A 19171-nucleotide genomic window follows, 5' to 3' on the forward strand; every position below is an offset into this window, starting at 1 on the left:
AGACACCGGCAAGAAAAGACAGGAAAAAGAATGAGCGATATTTCAACCGCCGAGCATCCGAAAAACACCGTCACCGTCAAAGGCAAGTCCATGGCCTATGTGGACCTTGGCCCGGCAAGTGGCGAGCCCGTTCTCTTTCTGCATGGCAACCCGACCTCCTCTTACCTCTGGCGCAATGTCATGCCGCATCTCACCGGTCAGGCACGCTGCATCGCGCCGGACCTGATCGGCATGGGCGATTCGCAGAAATTGGAGAACCCGGGCCCGGACCGCTATACGTTCAAGGAGCACCGCGAGTATCTCGACGGCTTCATCGAGGCGCTCGGTATCGGCAACAATCTCACCCTCGTCATTCACGACTGGGGCTCGGCGCTCGGTTTCGATTGGGCAAACCGCCACCGCGAGGCGGTAAAAGCCATCGCCTATATGGAAGGGATCGTGCGGCCCATGGCATGGGACGAATGGAACCCGGATGCGCGCCCGGTTTTCGAAGGCTTCCGCTCGCCCGCCGGTGAGGAAATGGTGCTGGAGAAAAACGTCTTCGTGGAACGCGTGCTGCCGGGCTCCGTGCTGCGCGGGCTGACCGAAGAAGAGATGGGCGTTTACCGCCGCCCCTTTGCAAAAGCGGGCGAGGACCGCCGCCCGACGCTGACCTGGCCGCGGCAGATCCCGCTGGCGGGCGAGCCGGCGGAGGTCGTGGAAATCGTTCAATCCTACGCGAACTGGATGGTCTCGAACGATCTGCCCAAGCTCTTCATCAATGCCGATCCCGGCGCAATCTTGATCGGCGCGCAGCGCGAGTTCTGCCGCAGCTGGAAGAACCAGACGGAGGTTACCGTCAAAGGCTCGCACTTCATACAGGAAGACAGCCCGCACGAAATCGGCAAAGCCATTGCCCAGTGGCGCAGCCACCTTTAAGGCCCTGAGCCCACCGCACCAATCAGCGCCGCCCTTTCATGGAGAGGGCGGCGTTTGCTTGCCCGCCTCAACATCCCTTGATCCTGCCCGCCGCCCGGCGCATCCTCTTCAAACATAAGACTGGGAGGGGATGCACCATGTCACAAGATATTCAAGCCGGAACCGTCCGTGCCTATACGGGCACGGCCAAAGCACTGCACTGGCTAATCGCGCTTTTCGTACTCGTCATGCTGATCTTCGGCTGGACGCTCGGCGATCTGCCAGAAAAAGAACACATCGAAACGCTGGTCATCCATTCCTCGCTCGGCGCCTCCGTGCTCATTCTCATGACGGCCCGCCTCATCTGGCGGCTCACGCATCCGGCACCCGCCCTGCCCGCCGATCTGCCGCGCTGGCAGGTAGTGCTTTCAAAGGCCGTACATCACAGCCTTTATCTCTTTCTCTTCCTGCAGCCCATCTGGGGCATCGGCCAATCGCTCTTTGCCGGTTTTCCGGTAAGCCCCTTCGGTCTCGGCCCGCTGCAGATCGAAGAGAACGAACAGCTGTTCGGGATTTTCCACACCGCCCATGCGGTGAACGCGATGATCTTGATCGCGCTGCTGGTTCTGCACATTCCCGCCGCGCTCTATCATCACTTCATCCGCAAAGATGTGGTACTGAGAAGGATGCTGCCTTTCGCCAAGGTCTAAGGGACAACCAGCCTCTCCCGCGCTCTGTCCCAGCGCCAGCTTGCAGCGGGTGGGGCGATGCTGACACCGCCGGCCCACCGGGCAGGCGGGGCAAAATCGAGATAGTCCCGCGTGCCCGCAAGCACGGCCTCACCTGCCGGGGTGAGAGCCGCGCGGGCCTGCGGCCAATCTTCCTCATTCTCATAAGAAAGCGTGAGCGGCGGAGTGCCCGCTGCCGCCATCTCTTTCAAGATCACCCAGAACATGAGATCGCCGAGCCAGGGCAAGGGCTCACGTTCCAGCATCAGCGCGCGGAAGATGCGGCCTGCGCTGCGTTCTTCTTCGGCAAGGATGTCGAGAATAAATCGCTGGGTCAGCGACAACCCGTCGCCCGCGCCGGGCAGTTCGGCCAAGTGGCGCCGCAAAGCGCGCGCAAGAAAGGGAAGCGGCAAATCCTCCCGTGCTGCCAAGCGGGCAAGCGCTTCCGGCGAAGGCGCTCTGAGCGCGGCGAAAGCCTCCTGCGCGCAGGAAAGCTGCGCAGGTGTCACGGTCTGACGCCGTTCCCAAAGAAGACGCAAGGCTTCAGGCGGCAATTGCCCGAGCCCCCAAAAAGGCTGCATGCCGGGAAAGCTGCCCGCCGTGGCAAGCTCCAGGCGCAGCGGCGCGCGCGCCTCCGCCAAAATGCTGAGCACATAAATCAGAATGAGCTGATCGAAACTGTCATGCTCAAACCAGAGAACGGCGCGCTGATAGGACTCACCCGCGCGTTCCAGCTTTTCCTGCGCCTCGTAAAGGAGGTTTGAGCCCGGCACATCGAAAGCGCCGAACGCGCCGTCCAGAAAGCGCACGCGGGCGGCAAGCCAGTCCGCCCCTTCCCTGACCGGCCCTATGGCAAGCGGGTTGGAGACTTCCAGAAAGTCACCGCTAAAGCCCGCGAGCGGCAGCACCTTTTCGATATCGTTCCCGCAGCGGATATGCAGCGTCGGCATATCGCTATCGAGCGGCGCTTGGACTGTGCCGGTCATGCCTGCCCTCGCGGCAGTCATTTCTTCGATATGGGCTTTCAGTTTCGGCCAGCTGGCAAGGCCAAGCTCACGGGCAATGACGAATTGCGCATCGGCAAGCTTGAACGGCGCCCGGGGACCTCCCTCCTTTTGCGCGGCAACGCGCGCCAGCGCGGCGCTGTCGCCCGCAAGGGTGAGCCGCTGCAGCTCCTTGGCGCGTTTCTTCTGCTGGTCGAGATTGAGGCGGAAAGGGTTCTCCGCCAAAGCGGGATCGGTCATGGCCGGTTCCTCTTCATCAGGTCCGTGTCCGCCTGTCAGACTGAAAAGGAAACCGTGAAACGGTATCTGTTCGTCTGGTCGCGGGCGCAGCCCTTTCCGCGGACAATGGAGGCATCGACCAAGCCGCGCTCAGTTTTGCCCGCGCGTCCCGCCCCGTCAAGCTACCCGGCATTTTGCATTTGCCGCCAAGACGGTATCATCCCGGAAAGAAACCGGCGCTTCATAAACGCGCCGAGGCCCCTCCTGCCTGAACGAAAGAAACCGCCATGGTCGTTTTGAACAAAATTTATACCCGCACGGGCGATGAAGGCACGACCGCGCTCGGCACCGGCCAGCGCCTGCCCAAGCACGATCTGCGCATCGAGACCTATGGCACGACAGATGAGTTGAATGCGGTAGTGGGCCTTGCCCGCCTTCATGCAGGCGCCGTTCCCGGCATGGACGAGATGCTGGGCCGCATTCAGAACGACCTTTTCGACCTCGGAGCGGATCTGTGCATTCCGCCCAACGAGCCCCTGCCCGAGATGATGGAAGGTTATGAACCGCTGCGCATCGGCGAGGAGCAGGTGGCCCGCCTCGAGCGGGAGATCGACGCCATGAACCAGGAGATGGCGCCGCTGAACTCTTTCATCCTGCCGGGCGGCAGTCCCCTTTCAGCGCATTTGCACTTGGCCCGCACCGTCTCGCGCCGTGCCGAGCGCATCATGACGGCGCTGAAGGAGCGCGATCCGGAAGGGGTGGGCGCCCCGGCCTTGAAATATGTAAACCGGCTCTCCGATTTCTTTTTTGTCGCAGCGCGCCATGCCAACCGGGACGGCAAGGACGATATTCTCTGGGTCCCGGGGGCCAACCGTTAAGCCGGACAAAGCGAAGGGGTAAAGCGGCGCCAAGGCGCGTCAAATCGCCCCAGAAGCAGCGCCCGCCGCGCCCAGGCGCCTTGCCGTAGCGCTTTCGGCGGGCTCTTCGGGGGCGGAACGGAAAGATCGCCCCTCCGCCTATCCCGCTTCATTGACAGGGCCTTGCACCCGGACTAGGTTGCCGCACCGCAACAGCGGAGCGCCGGACAAACCCTTGTCTTTGCTCCGTATAGTCGCAGTTTCCCTCGATTGATGGCAGGGCCTGAGCCGCTTGAAAGAGCTTCAGCCTCGCGCCGCTGATCGGGAAAACGGCAACCCCGAGACCAGCGTCTGGCAACGCGCAGGAGTTCAGCTCAATGAAAGTCCTCGTTCCCGTCAAGCGGGTGGTCGACTATAACGTGAAGATCCGGGTGAAATCGGATCAGAGCGGTGTCGAGCTCGCTAACGTCAAAATGTCCATGAACCCCTTCGACGAAATTTCCGTCGAAGAGGCCGTCCGCCTGAAAGAAGCCGGCAAAGCCACGGAAGTCGTGGTCGTCTCCGTCGGCCCGCAACAGGCACAGGAAACCATCCGCACCGCGCTCGCCATGGGCGCCGACCGCGGCATCCTGATCAAGACCGATGACACGGTCGAGCCGCTGGGCGTGGCAAAACTGCTCAAAGCAGTGGCAGAAGAAGAAAAACCCGATCTCATCATCGTCGGCAAACAGGCCATCGATGACGATTGCAACCAGACCGGTCAGATGCTCTCCGCTCTTCTGGGCTGGTCGCAGGGCACCTTCGCCTCGAAAATCGACATCGAGGGCGACAAGGCAGCCGTGACCCGCGAGATCGACGGCGGTCTGCAGACCATCAAGATCAACATGCCGGCGGTCGTCACCTCCGACCTGCGCCTCAACGAGCCGCGCTACGCTTCGCTTCCCAACATCATGAAGGCGAAGAAGAAGCCGATCGACACGAAAGAGCCGGGCGATTTCGGTGTCGACATCGCGCCGCGCCTTGAAGTGCAGAAAGTCGCCGAGCCGCCCCAGCGTGAAGCCGGTATCAAGGTTGAAACGGTGGGCGAACTGGTTTCGAAGCTCAAGGAAGCGGGAGTGATCGGATGACAACCCTTCTTATTGCAGAACACGATAACGCCAAGCTGAACGACGCCACGGCGAAAGCCATGTCGGCGGCAAAAGCGCTCGGCGCGGATGTGCATGTGCTCGTGGCCGGTGAAGGCTGCGCCGCTGTTGCAGACGCCGCCGCAAAAATCGACGGCGCCGCCAAAGTGCTGCTCGTCGAAGATGCGCAGTACGGCCACCGCCTTGCCGAACCGCTGGCGGCTCTGATCGTCAGCCTGGCCGGTAATTACGACGCCATCGTCGCCGCCGCCACCACGGTGGGTAAGAACATCATGCCGCGCGTCGCAGCCCTGCTCGACGTGATGCAGATTTCCGACATCACGGGCGTCGTCTCCGCGGACACGTTCGAACGTCCGATCTATGCCGGTAACGCCATTCAGACGGTGAAGTCGAAAGACGCCAAGAAAGTCATCACCGTGCGCACCACCGCCTTCCCGGCGGCGGGTGAAGGCGGCTCGGCTTCCGTGGAAAACGCTTCGGCAGCCGACAATCCCGGCCTTTCCGAATTCGTGAACGAAGAACTGACGAAGTCGGACCGTCCGGAACTGACCTCGGCCAAGATCATCGTATCGGGCGGCCGCGGCATGCAGTCCGGCGACAATTTCCACATGCTCGACAAGATCGCCGACAAGCTCGGCGCCGCTGTCGGCGCTTCGCGCGCGGCTGTGGACGCAGGCTTCGTGCCGAACGATTATCAGGTCGGTCAGACCGGTAAGGTCGTTGCGCCCGAGCTTTACATCGCTGTCGGTATTTCCGGCGCCATTCAGCACCTTGCCGGCATGAAGGACTCCAAAGTCATCGTCGCCATCAACAAGGACGAAGAAGCGCCGATCTTCCAGGTTGCCGATTACGGCCTGGTTGCCGACCTCTTCAAGGCGGTGCCGGAGCTGGAAGAAGAACTGGGCAAAGCCGGTCTTTAAGACAGGGCCTATGTCCTAAGCCATGCCATGAAGCGGCGCCGCCGGAAAATATCCGGTGGCGCCGTTTTCGTGTAGGCTCGCAAAAACACACGACACGCAAACATGCGACGAGGTGCTGGGAATGAGTTTCAATGAGGTTGCGGTCATTGGCGCCGGACAGATGGGCAGCGGCATTGCGCATGTCTGCGCCCTGGCCGGCTACAAGGTGCAATTGATCGATATGACGATGGACCGGGCCGAAGCCGGCATCGCCACCATCACGGGCAATATGAACCGCCAGGTGACGAGCGGGCGCATATCGGAAAGCGAGCGCGAGGCCGCGCTAGACCGCATCCGCCCCGCCGATGGCTACGGCCAGATCGACCAGGCCGATCTCGTCGTCGAAGCGGCAACGGAAAGCGAAGAAGTCAAACGCTCGATCTTTACCGAGATCTGCCCGCTGATTTCAGACGATGCCATCATCTGCACGAACACCTCCTCCATCTCCATCACACGCCTTGCCTCGGCGACCGACCGGCCGGAAAAATTCATGGGGTTGCACTTCATGAACCCGGTGCCGGTGATGGAACTTGTGGAGCTGGTGCGCGGCATCGCCACTTCGGACGAAACCTTCGAGGCGGTGCGCACGCTTGCCGAGCGGCTCGGCAAGCAATGGACAAGCGCGGAAGATTTCCCCGCCTTCATCGTCAACCGCATTCTCCTGCCCATGATCAACGAAGCGGTCTACGCGCTTTATGAAGGGGTGGGCAGCGTGGAAGGCATCGACAAAGCGATGCGCCTCGGCGCCAATCATCCGATGGGCCCGTTGCAGCTTGCCGACTTTATCGGCCTCGATACCTGCCTTTCCATCATGCAGGTGCTTTATGACGGGCTTGCCGATTCCAAATACCGGCCTTGCCCGCTGCTTGTGAAATATGTGGAAGCCGGCTGGCTCGGGCGCAAAGCCGGGCGCGGCTTTTACGATTACCGGGGCGATCATCCGGTGCCCACGCGCTAGAACGCCGCTTTCAACAAGCAAGCTGACGCAAGGTCAAGGCCCCTAAAAGGGGCCTTTTCTTTATCTGCGTAAAACCTTTGCCTGTTTAGATTTTGGTTAGATTGCGTCTTCAGACTTCAATGAGGGCTGATCTTGCAGGGGAGGGCGAGAACATGCGCTGGTTCGGATGGCAGGAGGCGCCGCAAAGCGCCGCAAATGCCGGGACGGAAGGCACCATGCTCGAGCGGCTGGCCGAGCCGCAGCACCCCCAGCTCGCCCTGCTTCTGGATTACTGGGAGGAAAAGCGGGGGCCGGGCCGGGCCATGCCGGCACGCGGCGACATTTCCCCCACCGACATTCCCCGCCTCATGCCCCATCTCGTGCTTTTCGACATTCTGGACGACGGCAAGGACGGACAGATCCGCGTCTTCGGGTCCGAGCTCACCGAAATGGTCGGCGAGGACCGCACCGGCATGCGCCTCTCACAGATCAACTGCCAGAGACAGGAACAATCGGCTCAGAACATCCGCCTGCGCTGGCTCAACATCTTTCATCTGACCGTTGCGGAAAAAGCGCCCACTTTCGTCAAGGCGCCGATGAACAATAGCGGGCGCGATTTCATGATCTTTCACGGCGCCTGCCTGCCGCTTTGCGGAAAAGACAGCGAGGAGATGAAACAAATACTCGGCATTCTCGTCACGCTGCCCCGCTCTGCCGACGAATTGCTGCCGCCGCCCGTGCCTTACGGCGCCGAAGCACCGGGCTTCATCTGACCGCGCAAAATAGGGAGCTGCACCCTTGTCCTCTCACACAGATGCATGATCCTCTTGGAAAAACGAGTCGTAGAAGCTCTGCAGCGCGCAGGCCGCGCCGGATAGGATAGGGGAAACGGCATGACATGCGGGCCGATCAATAGAATGCCAGCCGGGTTGCAGTGGATGGACGTGCCGCTTCATCCGCTCACCATCCAGCTTTACGACTATTGGCGCGAAAAGGCTGCGGGCCGCGCGATGCCCGACCGCGCCGATATCGACCCGATAGAGATCCCCCGTATTCTGCCCAATATTCTGTTGGTCGATTCGCTCACCGCCGAAGGCGATTTCCGTGTCCGGCTTTTCGGCTCCGAGCTTGCCTATTTGACCGGAGAAGAACGCACCGGCACAGGCCGCACCGAAATCGGCCGCAACCGCCCGCCCGAGCTTGCACAAAAATCCCAGGAACGCTGGAAAGTCGTTATCACCCGGCTGGTGAACGAGCAGGCGCCGCTCTTCCTGCGCACCCGCATGGACTATCACGCCGACAATCACCGGGTGCTCCATATCGCCGCTCTGCCGCTCTCAGCCGGCAAACCCGGCGTCCTCGCCCAAGGCATCGGCATGATGGTGACGGAGGCCTGAACGCCTATTCCCGCTCCAGCACGGCCTTGATCAGCGCCTTGGCATCGGGCGAATCCCATTCCGCCGCCCCGACGAGGCGGCCGACCACGCGCCCTTCCTTATCGAGCAGCATGGTCAGCGGCAGGCCGAATGCGCCAAGCGTTACGCCCGCCCGCGCAGAAGGGTCCTGGTAGAGCGCAAGGTTCGTCACCCCCACTTCCTCATAAAAGGCCTTGGGGCCCTCCATGCCGCCTTTATCGAGGCTGAGCGCCACGACCTCGAAATCCGGCCCGCCGAGATCGGCCTGCAACCGGTCGAGCGCGGGCATTTCATGGCGGCAGGGCCCGCACCAGGTCGCCCAGAGATTGAGCAGCACGACCTTGCCCTTGAAGGCATCGAGCCCCAGCTCTTCGCCCGCCGCATTGCGGAAACTGACGGGATCGGGGGCTTCGAGCTTGGGAAAACTCACAAATCCCTTCATCTCGCCCACCGAATAGGCGGCAAGGGGTCCGGAAGCCTGCCCCCCTTCAAGATTGCGCCCGCCCGGCTCAATCAAGTATATGACCCCTAAAGCAATGATCCCCGCCAAAGCCAGGGCTCCGAGCGGCAGCAATATCTTGGACCGGGTCATCGATTTACCTCCCACGCCCCGGCGCGGGCAGTACGCCGGAGAAGACGAATGAGCAACAAAATGTGGGGCGGCCGGTTCGGCGAGAGCCCCGATGAAATCATGGAGGAAATCAATGCCTCCATCGGCTTCGACAAGCGTTTTGCCGCCCAGGATATAAGGGGCTCGAAAGCGCATGCCTATATGCTCGCCGAAAAGGGAATTATTGCAAAGGCGGACGTAGATCAAATTGTCGCGGGGCTGGACGCAATCGGCGCGGAAATCGAGGCAGGCACCTTCGAATTTTCCCGCGCGCTTGAAGACATTCACATGAATATCGAGGCGCGCCTGAAAGAAACCGTCGGCGAGGCCGCGGGCCGCCTTCACACCGCCCGCTCGCGCAACGACCAGGTGGCGACGGATTTCAAACTCTATATCCGCGACACGCTCGATCATCTGGACACCCAGCTGCGCGCCCTGCAGGAGGCGCTCGTGGCCAAAGCCAAGGCGCATGCGGCAACCGTGATGCCGGGCTTTACGCATTTGCAGACCGCCCAGCCCGTCACCTTCGGCCATCATTGCCTGGCTTATGTGGAAATGGCGGGCCGCGACCGGGGCCGCTTTGCCGATGCGCGCAAAAGGCTGAACGAATGCCCGCTCGGCGCCGCCGCCCTGGCCGGCACCTCCTTTCCCATCGACCGGGAAAAGACGGCGGCAGCACTCGGCTTCGACGGGCCGACGCGCAATTCGCTCGACAGCGTCTCGGACCGCGATTTTGTGCTCGAAACCTTGAGCGCGGCGGCAATCACCGCCGTGCATCTCTCACGTCTTGCCGAGGAACTGGTGATCTGGGTGACGCCCGGTTTCGATTTCGTGCGCCTGCCGGACAGCCTGACCACGGGCTCCTCCATCATGCCGCAGAAAAAGAACCCGGATGCCGCCGAGCTCGTGCGCGCCAAAACCGGCCGGGTGATCGGCGGTCTGACCTCGCTGCTCGTCGTCATGAAGGGCCTGCCGCTCGCCTATTCCAAGGACATGCAGGAAGACAAGGAAACGGCTTTCGACGCGCTCGATTCCCTCTCGCTTTGCATCGCCGCCATGACCGCCATGGTGACGCGCCTTAAGGTGAACGAAGAAGCGATGCGCGCCAGCGCCGCCAAAGGCTTTTCCACCGCAACGGACCTTGCCGACTGGCTTGTGCGCGCGCTGGACATGCCCTTCCGCAACGCGCACCATGTCACCGGTACGCTGGTAGCGAAGGCGGAGGCAAAAGGCTGCGATCTCGACGGGCTCTCTCTTGCCGAAATGCAGGAAACCGAACCGCGCATTACCGAGGAAGTCTATTCCGTGCTCGGCATCGACAATTCCGTCAAAAGCCGTACGAGCTTCGGCGGCACCGCGCCGGACAACGTCAAAGCCATGGCTGCGTTCTGGGAAAAGACGCTGGCCGGGGACAACAAAACCGATCGGTAGAACCATGAAACGCACACTGACCATCGCGCTGACCGCCGCTCTGACCCTGTCGCTCGGCCTTGCCGCTTGCGGCAAGAAGGGCAATCTCCAGGACCCGCCCGCCCCGCAGCAAGAAGAGCAGGCCTCTTAAAACCGGCACCCCAAAACCGGCGCCGCCGCAGAGAATCTTATGCATCATTTTGCCTACAAGAACGGCGTGCTTCATGCCGAAGATGTCGCGCTCAGCGATATTGCCGCCAAGATCGGCACGCCCTTCTATTGCTATTCGCGCGCCACGATCGAGCGCCACTATCAGGTTTTTGCCGATGCCTTCAAAGGCACCGACACGCTGATCTGTTATTCGGTCAAAGCCAATTCCAATCTCGCCGTCATCAAACTGCTGGCGGATCTGGGCTCAGGCGCCGATGTCGTCTCGCAGGGCGAGCTGCGCCGCGCGCTGGCCGCAGGCATTGCGCCTGAAAAAATCGTCTTCTCCGGCGTCGGCAAAACTGAAGAGGAAATGCGTTTCGCGCTCGAGACCGGCATCCTGCAGTTCAACGTGGAATCGGAACCGGAACTCGAGCAGCTTTCAAAAGTTGCCGCCGCCATGGGCAAAACGGCCTCCGTCGCGCTGCGCGTCAATCCGGATGTCGATGCCAAGACCCATGAGAAAATCGCCACCGGGAAAGCGGAAAACAAGTTCGGCATTTCCTGGCAGCGCGCGCCGGAAGTCTATGACCGCGCCGCCACCCTGCCCGGCATCGAAGTGGCGGGCATCGATGTGCATATCGGCAGCCAGCTGACCGACCTTGCCCCCTTCGAAGCCGCCTTTACCCGCGTGGCGGAAATGGCCGAACGGCTGCGCGCCGCGGGCCACGACATCAAACGGCTCGATCTTGGCGGCGGGCTCGGCATTCCCTACCGGGGCACGAATGACGTGCCGCCGCACCCGACCGAATATGCTGCGATGGTGGAGCGCACGGTCGGGCATCTGGGCTGCACGCTGATGTTCGAGCCGGGACGCATGATCGCGGGCAATGCGGGCGTCCTCGTTTCCTCCGTCATCTATGAGAAGCACGGCACCGACCGGGCCTTCCTCATTGTCGATGCGGCGATGAACGACCTCATCCGCCCGACGCTTTATGATGCCCATCACGATATTCTGCCGGTAAGCGAGGCGCCGGACGCCGCGCCCGTCACCTATGACGTCGTCGGGCCCGTCTGCGAGACCGGGGATTTCTTCGCCAAAGGGCGCCAGCTCCCCCCCTTAAAATCCGGCGATCTCATCGCGCTCATGTCGGCCGGGGCCTATGGGGCGGTGCTGTCCTCGACCTATAATACGCGGCCTCTGGTGCCCGAAATCATGGTCTCCGGCGAACACATGGCCGTGATCCGCCCGCGCCCAGATTATGACGCAATGCTCGGGCAGGATAAGATACCGGACTGGCTGGCCTCCTGAGGCACCGGACCTATCTGATCAGGGGGGCAGCGGAACGCACGCGGGAAGAGGAGCCCTCGGCTTGGCGGAGCAAGACGCCTCACAAAAGCCCGGCCTGGAAAAGCCCGGCCTGCCTGCGCCGATCGAGCGGCGCGTGGGCGCAAGCCGCCTTGCGCTTTTCTGGGAACGGCTCTGGCCCGCCCTCTGGCCGAGCCTGGCCATCCTCGGACTTTTCACGCTCGCAGGCCTCAGCGGCTTTCTAAGCAGCCTGCCGCTCGCCGCTCATTGGCTTTTGTGGTGCGCAAGTTTCGCCGCTGCGGGGTTTTTCCTCTGGCAGCGCCGCGCCGCGTTCTACCCGCCAAGCCGCGAGGAAGCGCTGCGCCGGATGGAGCATATCTCCGGCCTCCCCCACCGCCCGCTTTCCGCTTTTAACGATGAAGCCGCCGAGGGCACGGGTGAGGCGGCGCTTTGGGCGGCCCACCGCGCCTGGATCGCGGAGAAAGTCGTCAAGGCCCGTGTCGGCCTGCCCCGCGCAAGCCTTGCCGCCGCCGACCCTTACGCGCTGCGGGCCGCGCTCGTCACCGCCCTTCTCGTCTTTGCCGTCATCCTCGGGCCGGAAACGGGGGAGCGGCTGGCACGCACCTATTGGCCGGGCCTCGGCATGCCGGATATGACAACCAGCGTCGATGCCTGGGTGAACCCGCCCGCCTATACCGGCCGCCCGCCGCTCTTTCTGGCCGGCGCCAAAGGCGCGCCGAAAGGCAAAAGCGACTTCGATATCCCCGAAGGCTCGGTCCTGACCTTACGCGTCCACGGCCCCGGCCCGCGGCCGGCCTATGCGCTTGCAGGCGGCAGCGAGACCGCCTTCAAGACACTCGGCGAAAACGCCTATGAAGCGCAGGTAACGCTTAGCGAAGACACGGCGCTCACCCTCAGCCGGGCAAGCAACGATCTTTACAGCTGGGACTTCAAGATCATCCCGGACGATGCGCCTCAGATCGCCTTCGAAGGGCCGCTCGAAGACACGCTGCGCAAGGCGCTGCGCCTTGGCTATGAAGCCAGCGACGATTACGGCCTGAAATCAGTGCAAGCGCGCATGGCACTCGGGCCGTCCGTCGTTTTGCAGGAGCGTACGCTCTTTCAAACGGCAGGCAGCGATCCGCTTTTCGAACGGGCGGAAGTGGAAGAAGAAGCCGGGAGTAAAAACGGCAAGCCGGAAAGCCTGCTCATGCCCCCGCCCGTCGTCGAGCTGCCCTTGCCGCGCCTGCGCCCCAAAAAAGTCTCCCAGGAAGTTTTCCGCGATCTGACGGCCCATCCCTGGGCGGGCCTGCCGGTCGAGCTCTGGCTTGCCGCCGAAGACGATGCGGGCCAGACGGGCAAAAGCGAAACGCGTTCCCTCACTCTGCCTGCGCGCCACTTCAAGGAGCCGCTCGCCGCCGCCATTGCCGAGCAGCGCCGCCGCCTTGCCCTTTACCCGGACTCGCGCATGAACATTGCCGGGTTTCTCAGCGCCTTTTCGCAGGACCTGGAACGCCAAGACGGCGACATGACGGTCTTTCTCGGCCTGCGCGCGGCCTATTGGCGGCTGACCAAAGCGCAGCACCTCGCCGATCTGGACGGCGTACTCGATCTTCTCTGGGACCTTGCTCTTCATATTGAGGACGGCGATCTCTCGCTTGCCGAGCGCGACTTGCGCGATGCGCGCGAGAAGCTGGCCGAAGCACTGGCCGAAGGCGCCTCGGACGAGGAAATCGAAGCGGCGATGGAAGCGCTGAAATCGGCGCTCGCCCGCTATCTCGACGCGCTCTCGGAGAAGATGGGCGACATGGCCGAACAACTACCCGCCATGCCGCAGAACCCCGACACACAGGCGCTCGAGCGCTCCGATCTTGAAAAAATGCTGGAAGCGATCGGCGATCTCGCCCGCACCGGCGCGCGCGAGCAGGCCCAGGACATGCTTTCCCAGCTCGGCAATATTCTGGAAAACCTGCAAACCGGCGATGATCAGAATCAGAGCGCGCAGGCCCCTTCCGCTCTTTCCGAAGCGCTGAATGAAATGGGTGAATTGATCGGCGAGCAGCGCGAGCTCATGGACGACACGTTCGGCGAAGCCAAAAAGGAAGAAGCCCGCCCGCTCGATCAGCAAGGCCGCCAGGGCCTCAGCTCCAACCAGCAAGGCTCGGGGCAAAGCGGCGGCAACCAAAGCGGCAATCAGCAAAATGGCACGCAGCAGGGCGGTGCCCGCCAAGGCGCCCAGCAAGGCGAAGGCAACGGCGGCTATCCGGACCTGCGCGGGCGCCAGCAAGCCCTGCGCGACAAGCTGCGCGCTTTGATGGAAGAACTGCACAATAACGGCGAGGAAGTACCCTCCGCCCTTGAACACGCCCAGCGCGCGATGGATCAGGCCGATGACCGCCTGAAACAGGGCCGGGCGGAACGCGCAACCGGCGCACAGGGCCAGGCCATCGACCAGTTGCGCGCAGGCGCTCAGTCCATGGCCAATCAGATGCTGGAACGCATGGCAGGCGGCATGGCCCGCTCCGGCAATTCGGGCCAGGGCAACGGCAATGCTAATACCGATCCTCTGGGCCGGCCGACCCGCTCCGCCGGGCCCGATTTCGGCGATGATGTGCAAGTGCCCGATGTGATCGATGCGGAGCGCGCGCGGGAAATCCTCAACGAGCTGCGCCGGCGCGCCGCCGAGATGGGCCGCCCGCAGATCGAGCTCGATTATCTGGAAAGATTGCTGCGGCGTTTTTAATCACGCATCCGGCAGATAGCCGATATAGGGCAGCGCCCTATAGGCATGGGCAAGATCCATCCCGTAACCGATAACGAACCTGTCGGGGCATTCAAAGCCCACATAATCCGCATTGAAAGAAACCGCGCGCTTGCCCGGTTTGTCGAGCAGCACGCAGGCAGCGGTTTTCACTGCCCCGCGCGAGGTCAAAAGCCCGGTGGCAAATTCAAGTGTGCGGCCCGATTCCAGAATGTCATCGACGAGCAGCACTTTGTCGCCGCTGACATCGGCCTCCAGATCGCGCAGCACCTCGACCTTGCCGGAAGAAGAGGTGGCGGCGCCGTAACTTGCCAGCGACAGGAAATCAACACGCGGATTGGCGCCGGCAAAATGCAGCGCGCGCACAAGATCGGCGGCGAAAATAAAACTGCCTTTGAGGACCGGCACGATCAGAAAATCCGTGCCGAAGTCGGCGACGATTTCACGGGCGAGCGCGCCCAGCCGGTCGCCGATCTCAGCGGCGCTGAAAAGCACGTCGATGCGCGGATTTGCGTCTGAACCGCCCTTGCTCACCGGGCAGCCTCGTCCTTTTCACCGTCCGTTTTGTCACCGTTCTTTTCGGCCTCGCCTTCCGGCGTGTCCTCTTCTTCGGTAAAGCGGATGACGAGATCGCGCGCCTCAAGCGGCGGGCTGGAAAGACGGGTGACGAATTCGGCCCGCTCGGCAGGGTCGAGCGCGGTTTCGGGCAGACGGAAGGTCCAGTGATAAAGCCGCTCGCGGTTTTCCCCGCGCAGATCGATCTGAACCGGGCGCAGCGGAATGCGCGCCTCGCCTTCATTGATCACTTCCCCGCGGATGGAAAGCACCGGCAGCCCGTTTTCGAACTGGTATTCGTAAGAGACGTTTTGAAATGCCATGTCGTCGATATCGACGGGATCGTTGAAGGCGGCATAAAGCGTTTGCGTGGCCGGCCAGAGGCGAATGATCTCGCTGCGGAAAGCGGCCGCGCCAAGCGCGGAGCCCGCGACAAAGGCGATGAGCGCCACCCAGCCTGCCACCTGCAGCGTGCGGCTGCCGCGCGCCTTGACGGGCATTTGATGGCGCGGGCGGCTACGCGCGGGCGCATCTTCGTCATCGGCTTTTTTGGATTTCTTGGACGGTTTGCCGAAATCGGGGGCAAGCGGCGGCGGGGGCGGCGGTACGTCCTCGCTGCTCTCTGCTTCACTGCTCTCCGTTTCGGGGGCAGCAGCGCTCTCCAGCTCTTCGGTGTCTTCCTTGGCCTGCGCGCTTTCCGGTTCCTGATGCCAATGCTCCCCGCATTTCGCACAGCGGACCTTGCGGCCCGACGGCTCGAAACCGGCGGCATCCACGTTGTAACGCGTATCACAGGATGGGCACGTTATAATCATGCGATTCGACTAGCGAGTGGCCTATATGTTCTTCGCACACAGTGCGCGGTGAAACAAGCTGAGCCCTGCCATCCAGGATACGCGGATGGTGCGGAAAACCGGCGCCGGAACGGCCTGCCGGAGAAAGGCCCGAGCCCTTTATTTAACGACCATACACGGTTAAGAGGGGGTTAAGGTAGAAGCCAAAACACAGCCGGAGACCCTTTATGGTGCGATTCGAAAATGTGGGCATGCGCTATGGCATGGGACCGGAAGTGTTGCGCGATGTCTCGTTTCACCTGGAGCCGGGGTCTTTTCATTTTCTTACCGGCCCGTCCGGGGCGGGCAAGACCTCGCTTTTGAAGCTCATGTTTCTGGCTCACAAGCCCTCGCGCGGGCTGATTTCCATGTTCGGCCATGACATCGCCACGACCGACCGCAAGGACCTGCCGAGCCTGCGCCGGCGCATCGGCATCGTTTTTCAGGAATTCCGGCTGCTCGACCATCTCACGACGTATGAAAATATCGCCCTGCCGCTGAAAGTGGCCGGGCGCGAGGAAGCCAGCTACCGGGCCGATGTGCGCGAGCTTCTGGCCTGGGTGGGCCTCGGTGAGCGTATGGATGCCAAACCGCCGACGCTTTCGGGCGGGGAAAAGCAGCGCGCCGCCATTGCCCGCGCCGTCGTCGCCCAGCCCGAACTGCTGCTCGCCGACGAGCCGACCGGCAGTGTCGATCCGGAAATGGGCCAGCGCCTGATGCGGCTTTTCGTCGAGCTCAACCGGCTCGGCACCTCGATCCTTTTCGCCACCCACGATCATTCGCTGGTCGAGCAGGTGGGGGCGCCCGTCCTCCTCATTCAAAACGGGGAGCTTGTTTATCATGGCTGAAAGCGCCGGCGCCCCGCCCGAAGAGACGGGCCTGCCCTGGACCGAGAGGCTGCGCCGCATGGCCGCGCCGCAAAAAGGCGTCATGCCCGCTGCTGGCACAACGGGGCCGACGCTGGTGCTCGTCATCGCCGCCATGAGTTTTCTGGCCTGCCTGGCGCTCGGGGCCTCACTTATCGTCTCAAAAGCCGCCAGCGGCTGGGAAAGCGATCTCACCGGCACCTTGACCGTGCAGGTGAAGCCGTCCGATGAAGTAAGCCCCGACGATCAGATCGCCGCCGCCCGCTCTCTTCTCCTCGCCACGCCCGGCATCGTGAAAGCCGAAGCGCTCGGGCAGGAAGAAACCGCCGCCCTGATCGAGCCCTGGCTCGGCACGGGCACGGTGTCGGACAGTCTGCCGCTGCCGCGCCTCATCGACGTGGAACTCGACAAAGACGCAGAGATCGACATGGAAGCGCTCGCCGCGCGCCTTGCCGATGCCGCTCCCGGTCTCGTCCTCGACACGCACCGTCAATGGATCGAGGATCTTCTGGGGGCCACCTCCGCGGCGCGCTTTCTTGCCTTTGCGGTGCTGGTGATCATTTCGGCGACAACCATCGCGCTTGTCATCTTCGCTTCGCGGGCGGGGCTTTCGGCCAACCAGGAAGTGGTGGAGGTGCTCCATCTTTGCGGCGCGCGGGACGGCTTCATCGCCGCCGAAATCCAGCGCCATTTCTTCGACCTGGGCTGGCGGGGCGGCCTGATCGGCTTCGGCCTTGCGCTCTTCACATTCCTGCTGATGGAAATCCTGGCAGCGGACGGGGCGCTCTTTCTGGTGCCGCTTCCCTCGCTGTCCGCGCTGCATTATCTCTGGCTGATGGTGGTGCCCGCCGCACTTGCGCTTGTGGTGGCCGCCACGGCCCGCTTTACCGTGCTTAGGGTGCTCGGACGGATGATGTGACGCGGCCCGTTCAGCCCCTGTATACTCCCCGGCAATAGACTGAAAGTAATAGACTGTAAAAGTCAGGGTGCCCGAGAGGCGCCGCAAGCCCCGGAGGCGAAGTGGAGGAGCTGGAAATGGCTGAGGCCGGCCGGCAAGCGAGAAACGGGACTGCAGGCTGGATTGCCCGCCTGGCAGGCACGCTGCTGCTTGCCTTGCTTCTGGCCTATCTCATCGGCCTGATCGGTTTCATTCAGTCGCTGGAAAAGAAAGCGCCCGCAGCCCTTGCCCCGGCTGACGGCATTGTCGTGCTAACCGGCACGCCCGAGCGGCTTTCCGAAGCCATGGGCCTTCTCGACAGCGGCAAGGCGAAGCGGCTGCTCGTTTCCGGCGTCAATCCGGAAGTCACACGGGAGGAGTTGCGCGCCGCGCTGAAAGCCGATCAGGCGCTGTTCGATTGCTGCGTCGATCTCGACTGGCGGGCTGAGAACACCATCGGCAATGCCATCGAGACGGCAACCTGGGCGCAGGAAAACGCCATGCAGCGGCTCATTGTCGTCACCAGCGCCTATCACCTGCCCCGCGCACTGCGCGAGCTGCAAAGCGCCATGCCCGAGGCGGAGCTGACCGGCTATCCCGTCTTTCAGGATCAAGTCCGCCTCAATGACTGGTGGGCTTATCCGGGCACGGCAAAGCTTCTCGTTTCCGAATATACGAAATATCTTGTCTCCTTCGCCCGTACGTATCTCGCCCCGCCGGTGCCCGGCTCTTAAGGCGCATTCCATAGGACGGTTCCCGTGCTCTTTCTGCGTTCCGCGCTTTTCAATCTGGTTTTTTATGTGTCCTCGGCGGTGATCTGCATTGCGGTAACGCCGGCCTTCATCCTGCCGCGCGGCGTCATCGTTTTTTGCATGCGCGCCTGGTCGCGCTGGACCATGTGGCTGCTGCGCGTCATTGCAGGCACGCGCTATGAGTTGCGGGGACTGGAAAACCTGCCGGAGGAGCCCGCGCTCATCGCCTCCAAGCACCAGTCCATGTGGGATACGATCATCTACGCCGCGATCTTGAACGATCCGGCGATCGTGCTGAAAAAAGAGCTGCTCTATATCCCCTATTACGGCTGGTATTCGATAAAAGCACAGATGGTGCCGGTGGACCGCGCCTCGGGCGCCAGCGCGCTTCGCAATCTCATCCGCCATGCCAAGAACGCGCTGGCGCAGAACCGGCATCTGGTGATCTTTCCCGAGGGCACGCGCGCGGCGCCCGGATCGCGCAACCCTTACAAGCCCGGTGTCGCCGGGCTTTACAGCCAGCTCGGCATTGCCTGCGTGCCCGTGGCGCTCAATTCCGGCCTCTACTGGCCGCGCCGCAAGTTTCTGCGCAAACCGGGCACCATCGTGCTGGAATTCCTGCCGCCTATTCCCCCCGGCATGAACCGCAAGGCCTTCATGGCCGAGCTTGAGGGACGCATCGAGCCGGCGACCGATAAGCTTCTGGCCGAGGCCGGTTTTTCCGGCTGAAACGATGCCCCGGCACCAACGCCTAAAGTAACACCCCTGCAACTCTCCCGGCCTAAACTAAGCCCGCCTATCGCGCCCTAGGAAAGGGGCTGGTGCAGGCG

At 62.5% G+C, this 19171-nt stretch carries 20 protein-coding genes; 16 read left to right on the top strand and 4 right to left on the bottom strand.

Annotated elements, in window-relative coordinates; genetic code table 11:
- Window positions 1-30 precede the first annotated feature (30 nt).
- Both ACOQOT_RS14570 and ACOQOT_RS14575 read left to right on the top strand, forming a co-directional pair.
- Entirely contained in the window at window positions 31-918 is an 888-nt protein-coding gene (locus ACOQOT_RS14570) for a haloalkane dehalogenase (RefSeq protein WP_420559915.1), read from the top strand.
- A gap of 137 nt (window positions 919-1055) precedes the next feature.
- Window positions 1056-1607: a cytochrome b gene (locus ACOQOT_RS14575; protein ID WP_420559916.1), complete on the top strand. Its 552-nt coding sequence runs from the start codon at window positions 1056-1058 to the stop codon at window positions 1605-1607.
- Here ACOQOT_RS14575 and ACOQOT_RS14580 read toward each other — a convergent pair.
- Window positions 1604-2869: a DUF1835 domain-containing protein gene (locus ACOQOT_RS14580; protein ID WP_420559917.1), complete on the bottom strand. Its 1266-nt coding sequence runs from the start codon at window positions 2867-2869 to the stop codon at window positions 1604-1606. The two genes, ACOQOT_RS14575 and ACOQOT_RS14580, sit on opposite strands and share 4 nt — an antisense overlap.
- 266 nt (window positions 2870-3135) lie before the next feature.
- Here ACOQOT_RS14580 and ACOQOT_RS14585 point away from each other — a divergent pair, with 266 nt between their 5' ends.
- The 6 genes from ACOQOT_RS14585 to ACOQOT_RS14610 all read left to right on the top strand — a co-directional run bounded on the left by ACOQOT_RS14585 (window position 3136) and on the right by ACOQOT_RS14610 (window position 8143).
- On the top strand, window positions 3136-3726 hold the full coding sequence (locus tag ACOQOT_RS14585; RefSeq protein WP_420559918.1) for a cob(I)yrinic acid a,c-diamide adenosyltransferase: 591 nt from the start codon (window positions 3136-3138) through the stop codon (window positions 3724-3726).
- Window positions 3727-4082: 356 nt separating this feature from the next.
- Complete coding sequence (locus ACOQOT_RS14590; RefSeq protein WP_420559919.1) at window positions 4083-4832, top strand: electron transfer flavoprotein subunit beta/FixA family protein; 750 nt, start codon at window positions 4083-4085, stop codon at window positions 4830-4832.
- The gene (locus ACOQOT_RS14595) at window positions 4829-5770 is read left to right on the top strand and encodes an electron transfer flavoprotein subunit alpha/FixB family protein (RefSeq protein WP_420559920.1); all 942 of its coding nucleotides are present in this window, start codon (window positions 4829-4831) and stop codon (window positions 5768-5770) included. The genes ACOQOT_RS14590 and ACOQOT_RS14595 overlap by 4 nt, the downstream gene beginning before the upstream one ends.
- 121 nt (window positions 5771-5891) lie before the next feature.
- Window positions 5892-6767 (top strand): 3-hydroxybutyryl-CoA dehydrogenase, encoded by an 876-nt coding sequence (locus ACOQOT_RS14600; protein ID WP_420559921.1) that lies wholly within the window; start codon window positions 5892-5894, stop codon window positions 6765-6767.
- Window positions 6768-6919: 152 nt separating this feature from the next.
- Window positions 6920-7519 carry a PAS domain-containing protein gene (locus tag ACOQOT_RS14605; protein WP_420559922.1) on the top strand — a complete coding sequence of 200 codons (600 nt, stop codon included), beginning with the start codon at window positions 6920-6922 and terminating at the stop codon, window positions 7517-7519.
- 144 nt (window positions 7520-7663) lie between these two features.
- Entirely contained in the window at window positions 7664-8143 is a 480-nt protein-coding gene (locus tag ACOQOT_RS14610; RefSeq protein WP_420559923.1) for a PAS domain-containing protein, read from the top strand.
- 4 nt (window positions 8144-8147) lie between these two features.
- Here ACOQOT_RS14610 and ACOQOT_RS14615 read toward each other — a convergent pair whose 3' ends face one another.
- Entirely contained in the window at window positions 8148-8603 is a 456-nt protein-coding gene (locus ACOQOT_RS14615) for a TlpA family protein disulfide reductase (RefSeq protein WP_420559924.1), read from the bottom strand.
- Between the two features lie 198 nt (window positions 8604-8801).
- Between ACOQOT_RS14615 and argH the strand changes: the two genes are divergently transcribed.
- The 4 genes from argH (at window position 8802) to ACOQOT_RS14635 (ending at window position 14380) form a co-directional block, all read left to right on the top strand.
- Window positions 8802-10202, top strand: coding sequence for an argininosuccinate lyase (gene argH, locus ACOQOT_RS14620; protein ID WP_420559925.1), 1401 nt, complete (start codon window positions 8802-8804; stop codon window positions 10200-10202).
- A gap of 4 nt (window positions 10203-10206) precedes the next feature.
- The gene (gene lptM, locus ACOQOT_RS14625; protein ID WP_420559926.1) at window positions 10207-10332 is read left to right on the top strand and encodes an LPS translocon maturation chaperone LptM; all 126 of its coding nucleotides are present in this window, start codon (window positions 10207-10209) and stop codon (window positions 10330-10332) included.
- A gap of 39 nt (window positions 10333-10371) precedes the next feature.
- Window positions 10372-11640 (top strand): diaminopimelate decarboxylase, encoded by a 1269-nt coding sequence (gene lysA / locus ACOQOT_RS14630; protein ID WP_420559927.1) that lies wholly within the window; start codon window positions 10372-10374, stop codon window positions 11638-11640.
- Window positions 11641-11701: 61 nt separating this feature from the next.
- The gene (locus ACOQOT_RS14635; protein WP_420559928.1) at window positions 11702-14380 is read left to right on the top strand and encodes a TIGR02302 family protein; all 2679 of its coding nucleotides are present in this window, start codon (window positions 11702-11704) and stop codon (window positions 14378-14380) included.
- Here the strand turns inward: ACOQOT_RS14635 and hpt are convergent, their stop codons facing one another.
- Window positions 14381-14932, bottom strand: a complete 552-nt coding sequence (hpt, locus tag ACOQOT_RS14640) for a hypoxanthine phosphoribosyltransferase (protein ID WP_420559929.1) — start codon at window positions 14930-14932, stop codon at window positions 14381-14383.
- Window positions 14929-15768 (bottom strand): zinc-ribbon domain-containing protein, encoded by an 840-nt coding sequence (locus ACOQOT_RS14645; RefSeq protein WP_420559930.1) that lies wholly within the window; start codon window positions 15766-15768, stop codon window positions 14929-14931. The genes hpt and ACOQOT_RS14645 overlap by 4 nt, the downstream gene beginning before the upstream one ends.
- Before the next feature lie 206 nt (window positions 15769-15974).
- Between ACOQOT_RS14645 and ftsE the strand changes: the two genes are divergently transcribed.
- The 4 genes from ftsE to ACOQOT_RS14665 all read left to right on the top strand — a co-directional run bounded on the left by ftsE (window position 15975) and on the right by ACOQOT_RS14665 (window position 19070).
- Window positions 15975-16634, top strand: a complete 660-nt coding sequence (ftsE, locus tag ACOQOT_RS14650; protein ID WP_045443586.1) for a cell division ATP-binding protein FtsE — start codon at window positions 15975-15977, stop codon at window positions 16632-16634.
- On the top strand, window positions 16627-17571 hold the full coding sequence (locus tag ACOQOT_RS14655; RefSeq protein ID WP_420559931.1) for a cell division protein FtsX: 945 nt from the start codon (window positions 16627-16629) through the stop codon (window positions 17569-17571). The genes ftsE and ACOQOT_RS14655 overlap by 8 nt, the downstream gene beginning before the upstream one ends.
- Before the next feature lie 116 nt (window positions 17572-17687).
- Window positions 17688-18323 (top strand): YdcF family protein, encoded by a 636-nt coding sequence (locus ACOQOT_RS14660; protein WP_420559932.1) that lies wholly within the window; start codon window positions 17688-17690, stop codon window positions 18321-18323.
- A 24-nt stretch (window positions 18324-18347) separates the two neighbouring features.
- Complete coding sequence (locus tag ACOQOT_RS14665) at window positions 18348-19070, top strand: lysophospholipid acyltransferase family protein (protein WP_420559933.1); 723 nt, start codon at window positions 18348-18350, stop codon at window positions 19068-19070.
- Window positions 19071-19171: the final 101 nt, after the last annotated feature.

This window comes from Tepidicaulis sp., assembly GCF_965222285.1.
In the GTDB taxonomy this organism is placed as follows: Bacteria; Pseudomonadota; Alphaproteobacteria; order Parvibaculales; family Parvibaculaceae; genus Tepidicaulis.

Excerpts from the sequence above, each read along its gene's own strand:
- lysA (WP_420559927.1), top strand. The coding sequence starts at position 10,372 with ATGCATCATTTTGCCTACAAGAACGGCGTGCTTCATGCCGAAGATGTC.
- ACOQOT_RS14610 (WP_420559923.1), top strand. The coding sequence starts at position 7,664 with ATGCCAGCCGGGTTGCAGTGGATGGACGTGCCGCTTCATCCGCTCACC.
- ACOQOT_RS14655 (WP_420559931.1), top strand. The coding sequence starts at position 16,627 with ATGGCTGAAAGCGCCGGCGCCCCGCCCGAAGAGACGGGCCTGCCCTGG.
- ACOQOT_RS14645 (WP_420559930.1), bottom strand. The coding sequence starts at position 15,768 with ATGATTATAACGTGCCCATCCTGTGATACGCGTTACAACGTGGATGCC.
- ACOQOT_RS14600 (WP_420559921.1), top strand. The coding sequence starts at position 5,892 with ATGAGTTTCAATGAGGTTGCGGTCATTGGCGCCGGACAGATGGGCAGC.
- argH (WP_420559925.1), top strand. The coding sequence starts at position 8,802 with ATGAGCAACAAAATGTGGGGCGGCCGGTTCGGCGAGAGCCCCGATGAA.
- ACOQOT_RS14590 (WP_420559919.1), top strand. The coding sequence starts at position 4,083 with ATGAAAGTCCTCGTTCCCGTCAAGCGGGTGGTCGACTATAACGTGAAG.
- lptM (WP_420559926.1), top strand. The coding sequence starts at position 10,207 with ATGAAACGCACACTGACCATCGCGCTGACCGCCGCTCTGACCCTGTCG.
- ACOQOT_RS14615 (WP_420559924.1), bottom strand. The coding sequence starts at position 8,603 with ATGAAGGGATTTGTGAGTTTTCCCAAGCTCGAAGCCCCCGATCCCGTC.
- ACOQOT_RS14660 (WP_420559932.1), top strand. The coding sequence starts at position 17,688 with ATGGCTGAGGCCGGCCGGCAAGCGAGAAACGGGACTGCAGGCTGGATT.
- ACOQOT_RS14605 (WP_420559922.1), top strand. The coding sequence starts at position 6,920 with ATGCGCTGGTTCGGATGGCAGGAGGCGCCGCAAAGCGCCGCAAATGCC.
- ACOQOT_RS14570 (WP_420559915.1), top strand. The coding sequence starts at position 31 with ATGAGCGATATTTCAACCGCCGAGCATCCGAAAAACACCGTCACCGTC.
- ACOQOT_RS14585 (WP_420559918.1), top strand. The coding sequence starts at position 3,136 with ATGGTCGTTTTGAACAAAATTTATACCCGCACGGGCGATGAAGGCACG.
- ACOQOT_RS14580 (WP_420559917.1), bottom strand. The coding sequence starts at position 2,869 with ATGACCGATCCCGCTTTGGCGGAGAACCCTTTCCGCCTCAATCTCGAC.
- ACOQOT_RS14575 (WP_420559916.1), top strand. The coding sequence starts at position 1,056 with ATGTCACAAGATATTCAAGCCGGAACCGTCCGTGCCTATACGGGCACG.
- ftsE (WP_045443586.1), top strand. The coding sequence starts at position 15,975 with ATGGTGCGATTCGAAAATGTGGGCATGCGCTATGGCATGGGACCGGAA.
- ACOQOT_RS14595 (WP_420559920.1), top strand. The coding sequence starts at position 4,829 with ATGACAACCCTTCTTATTGCAGAACACGATAACGCCAAGCTGAACGAC.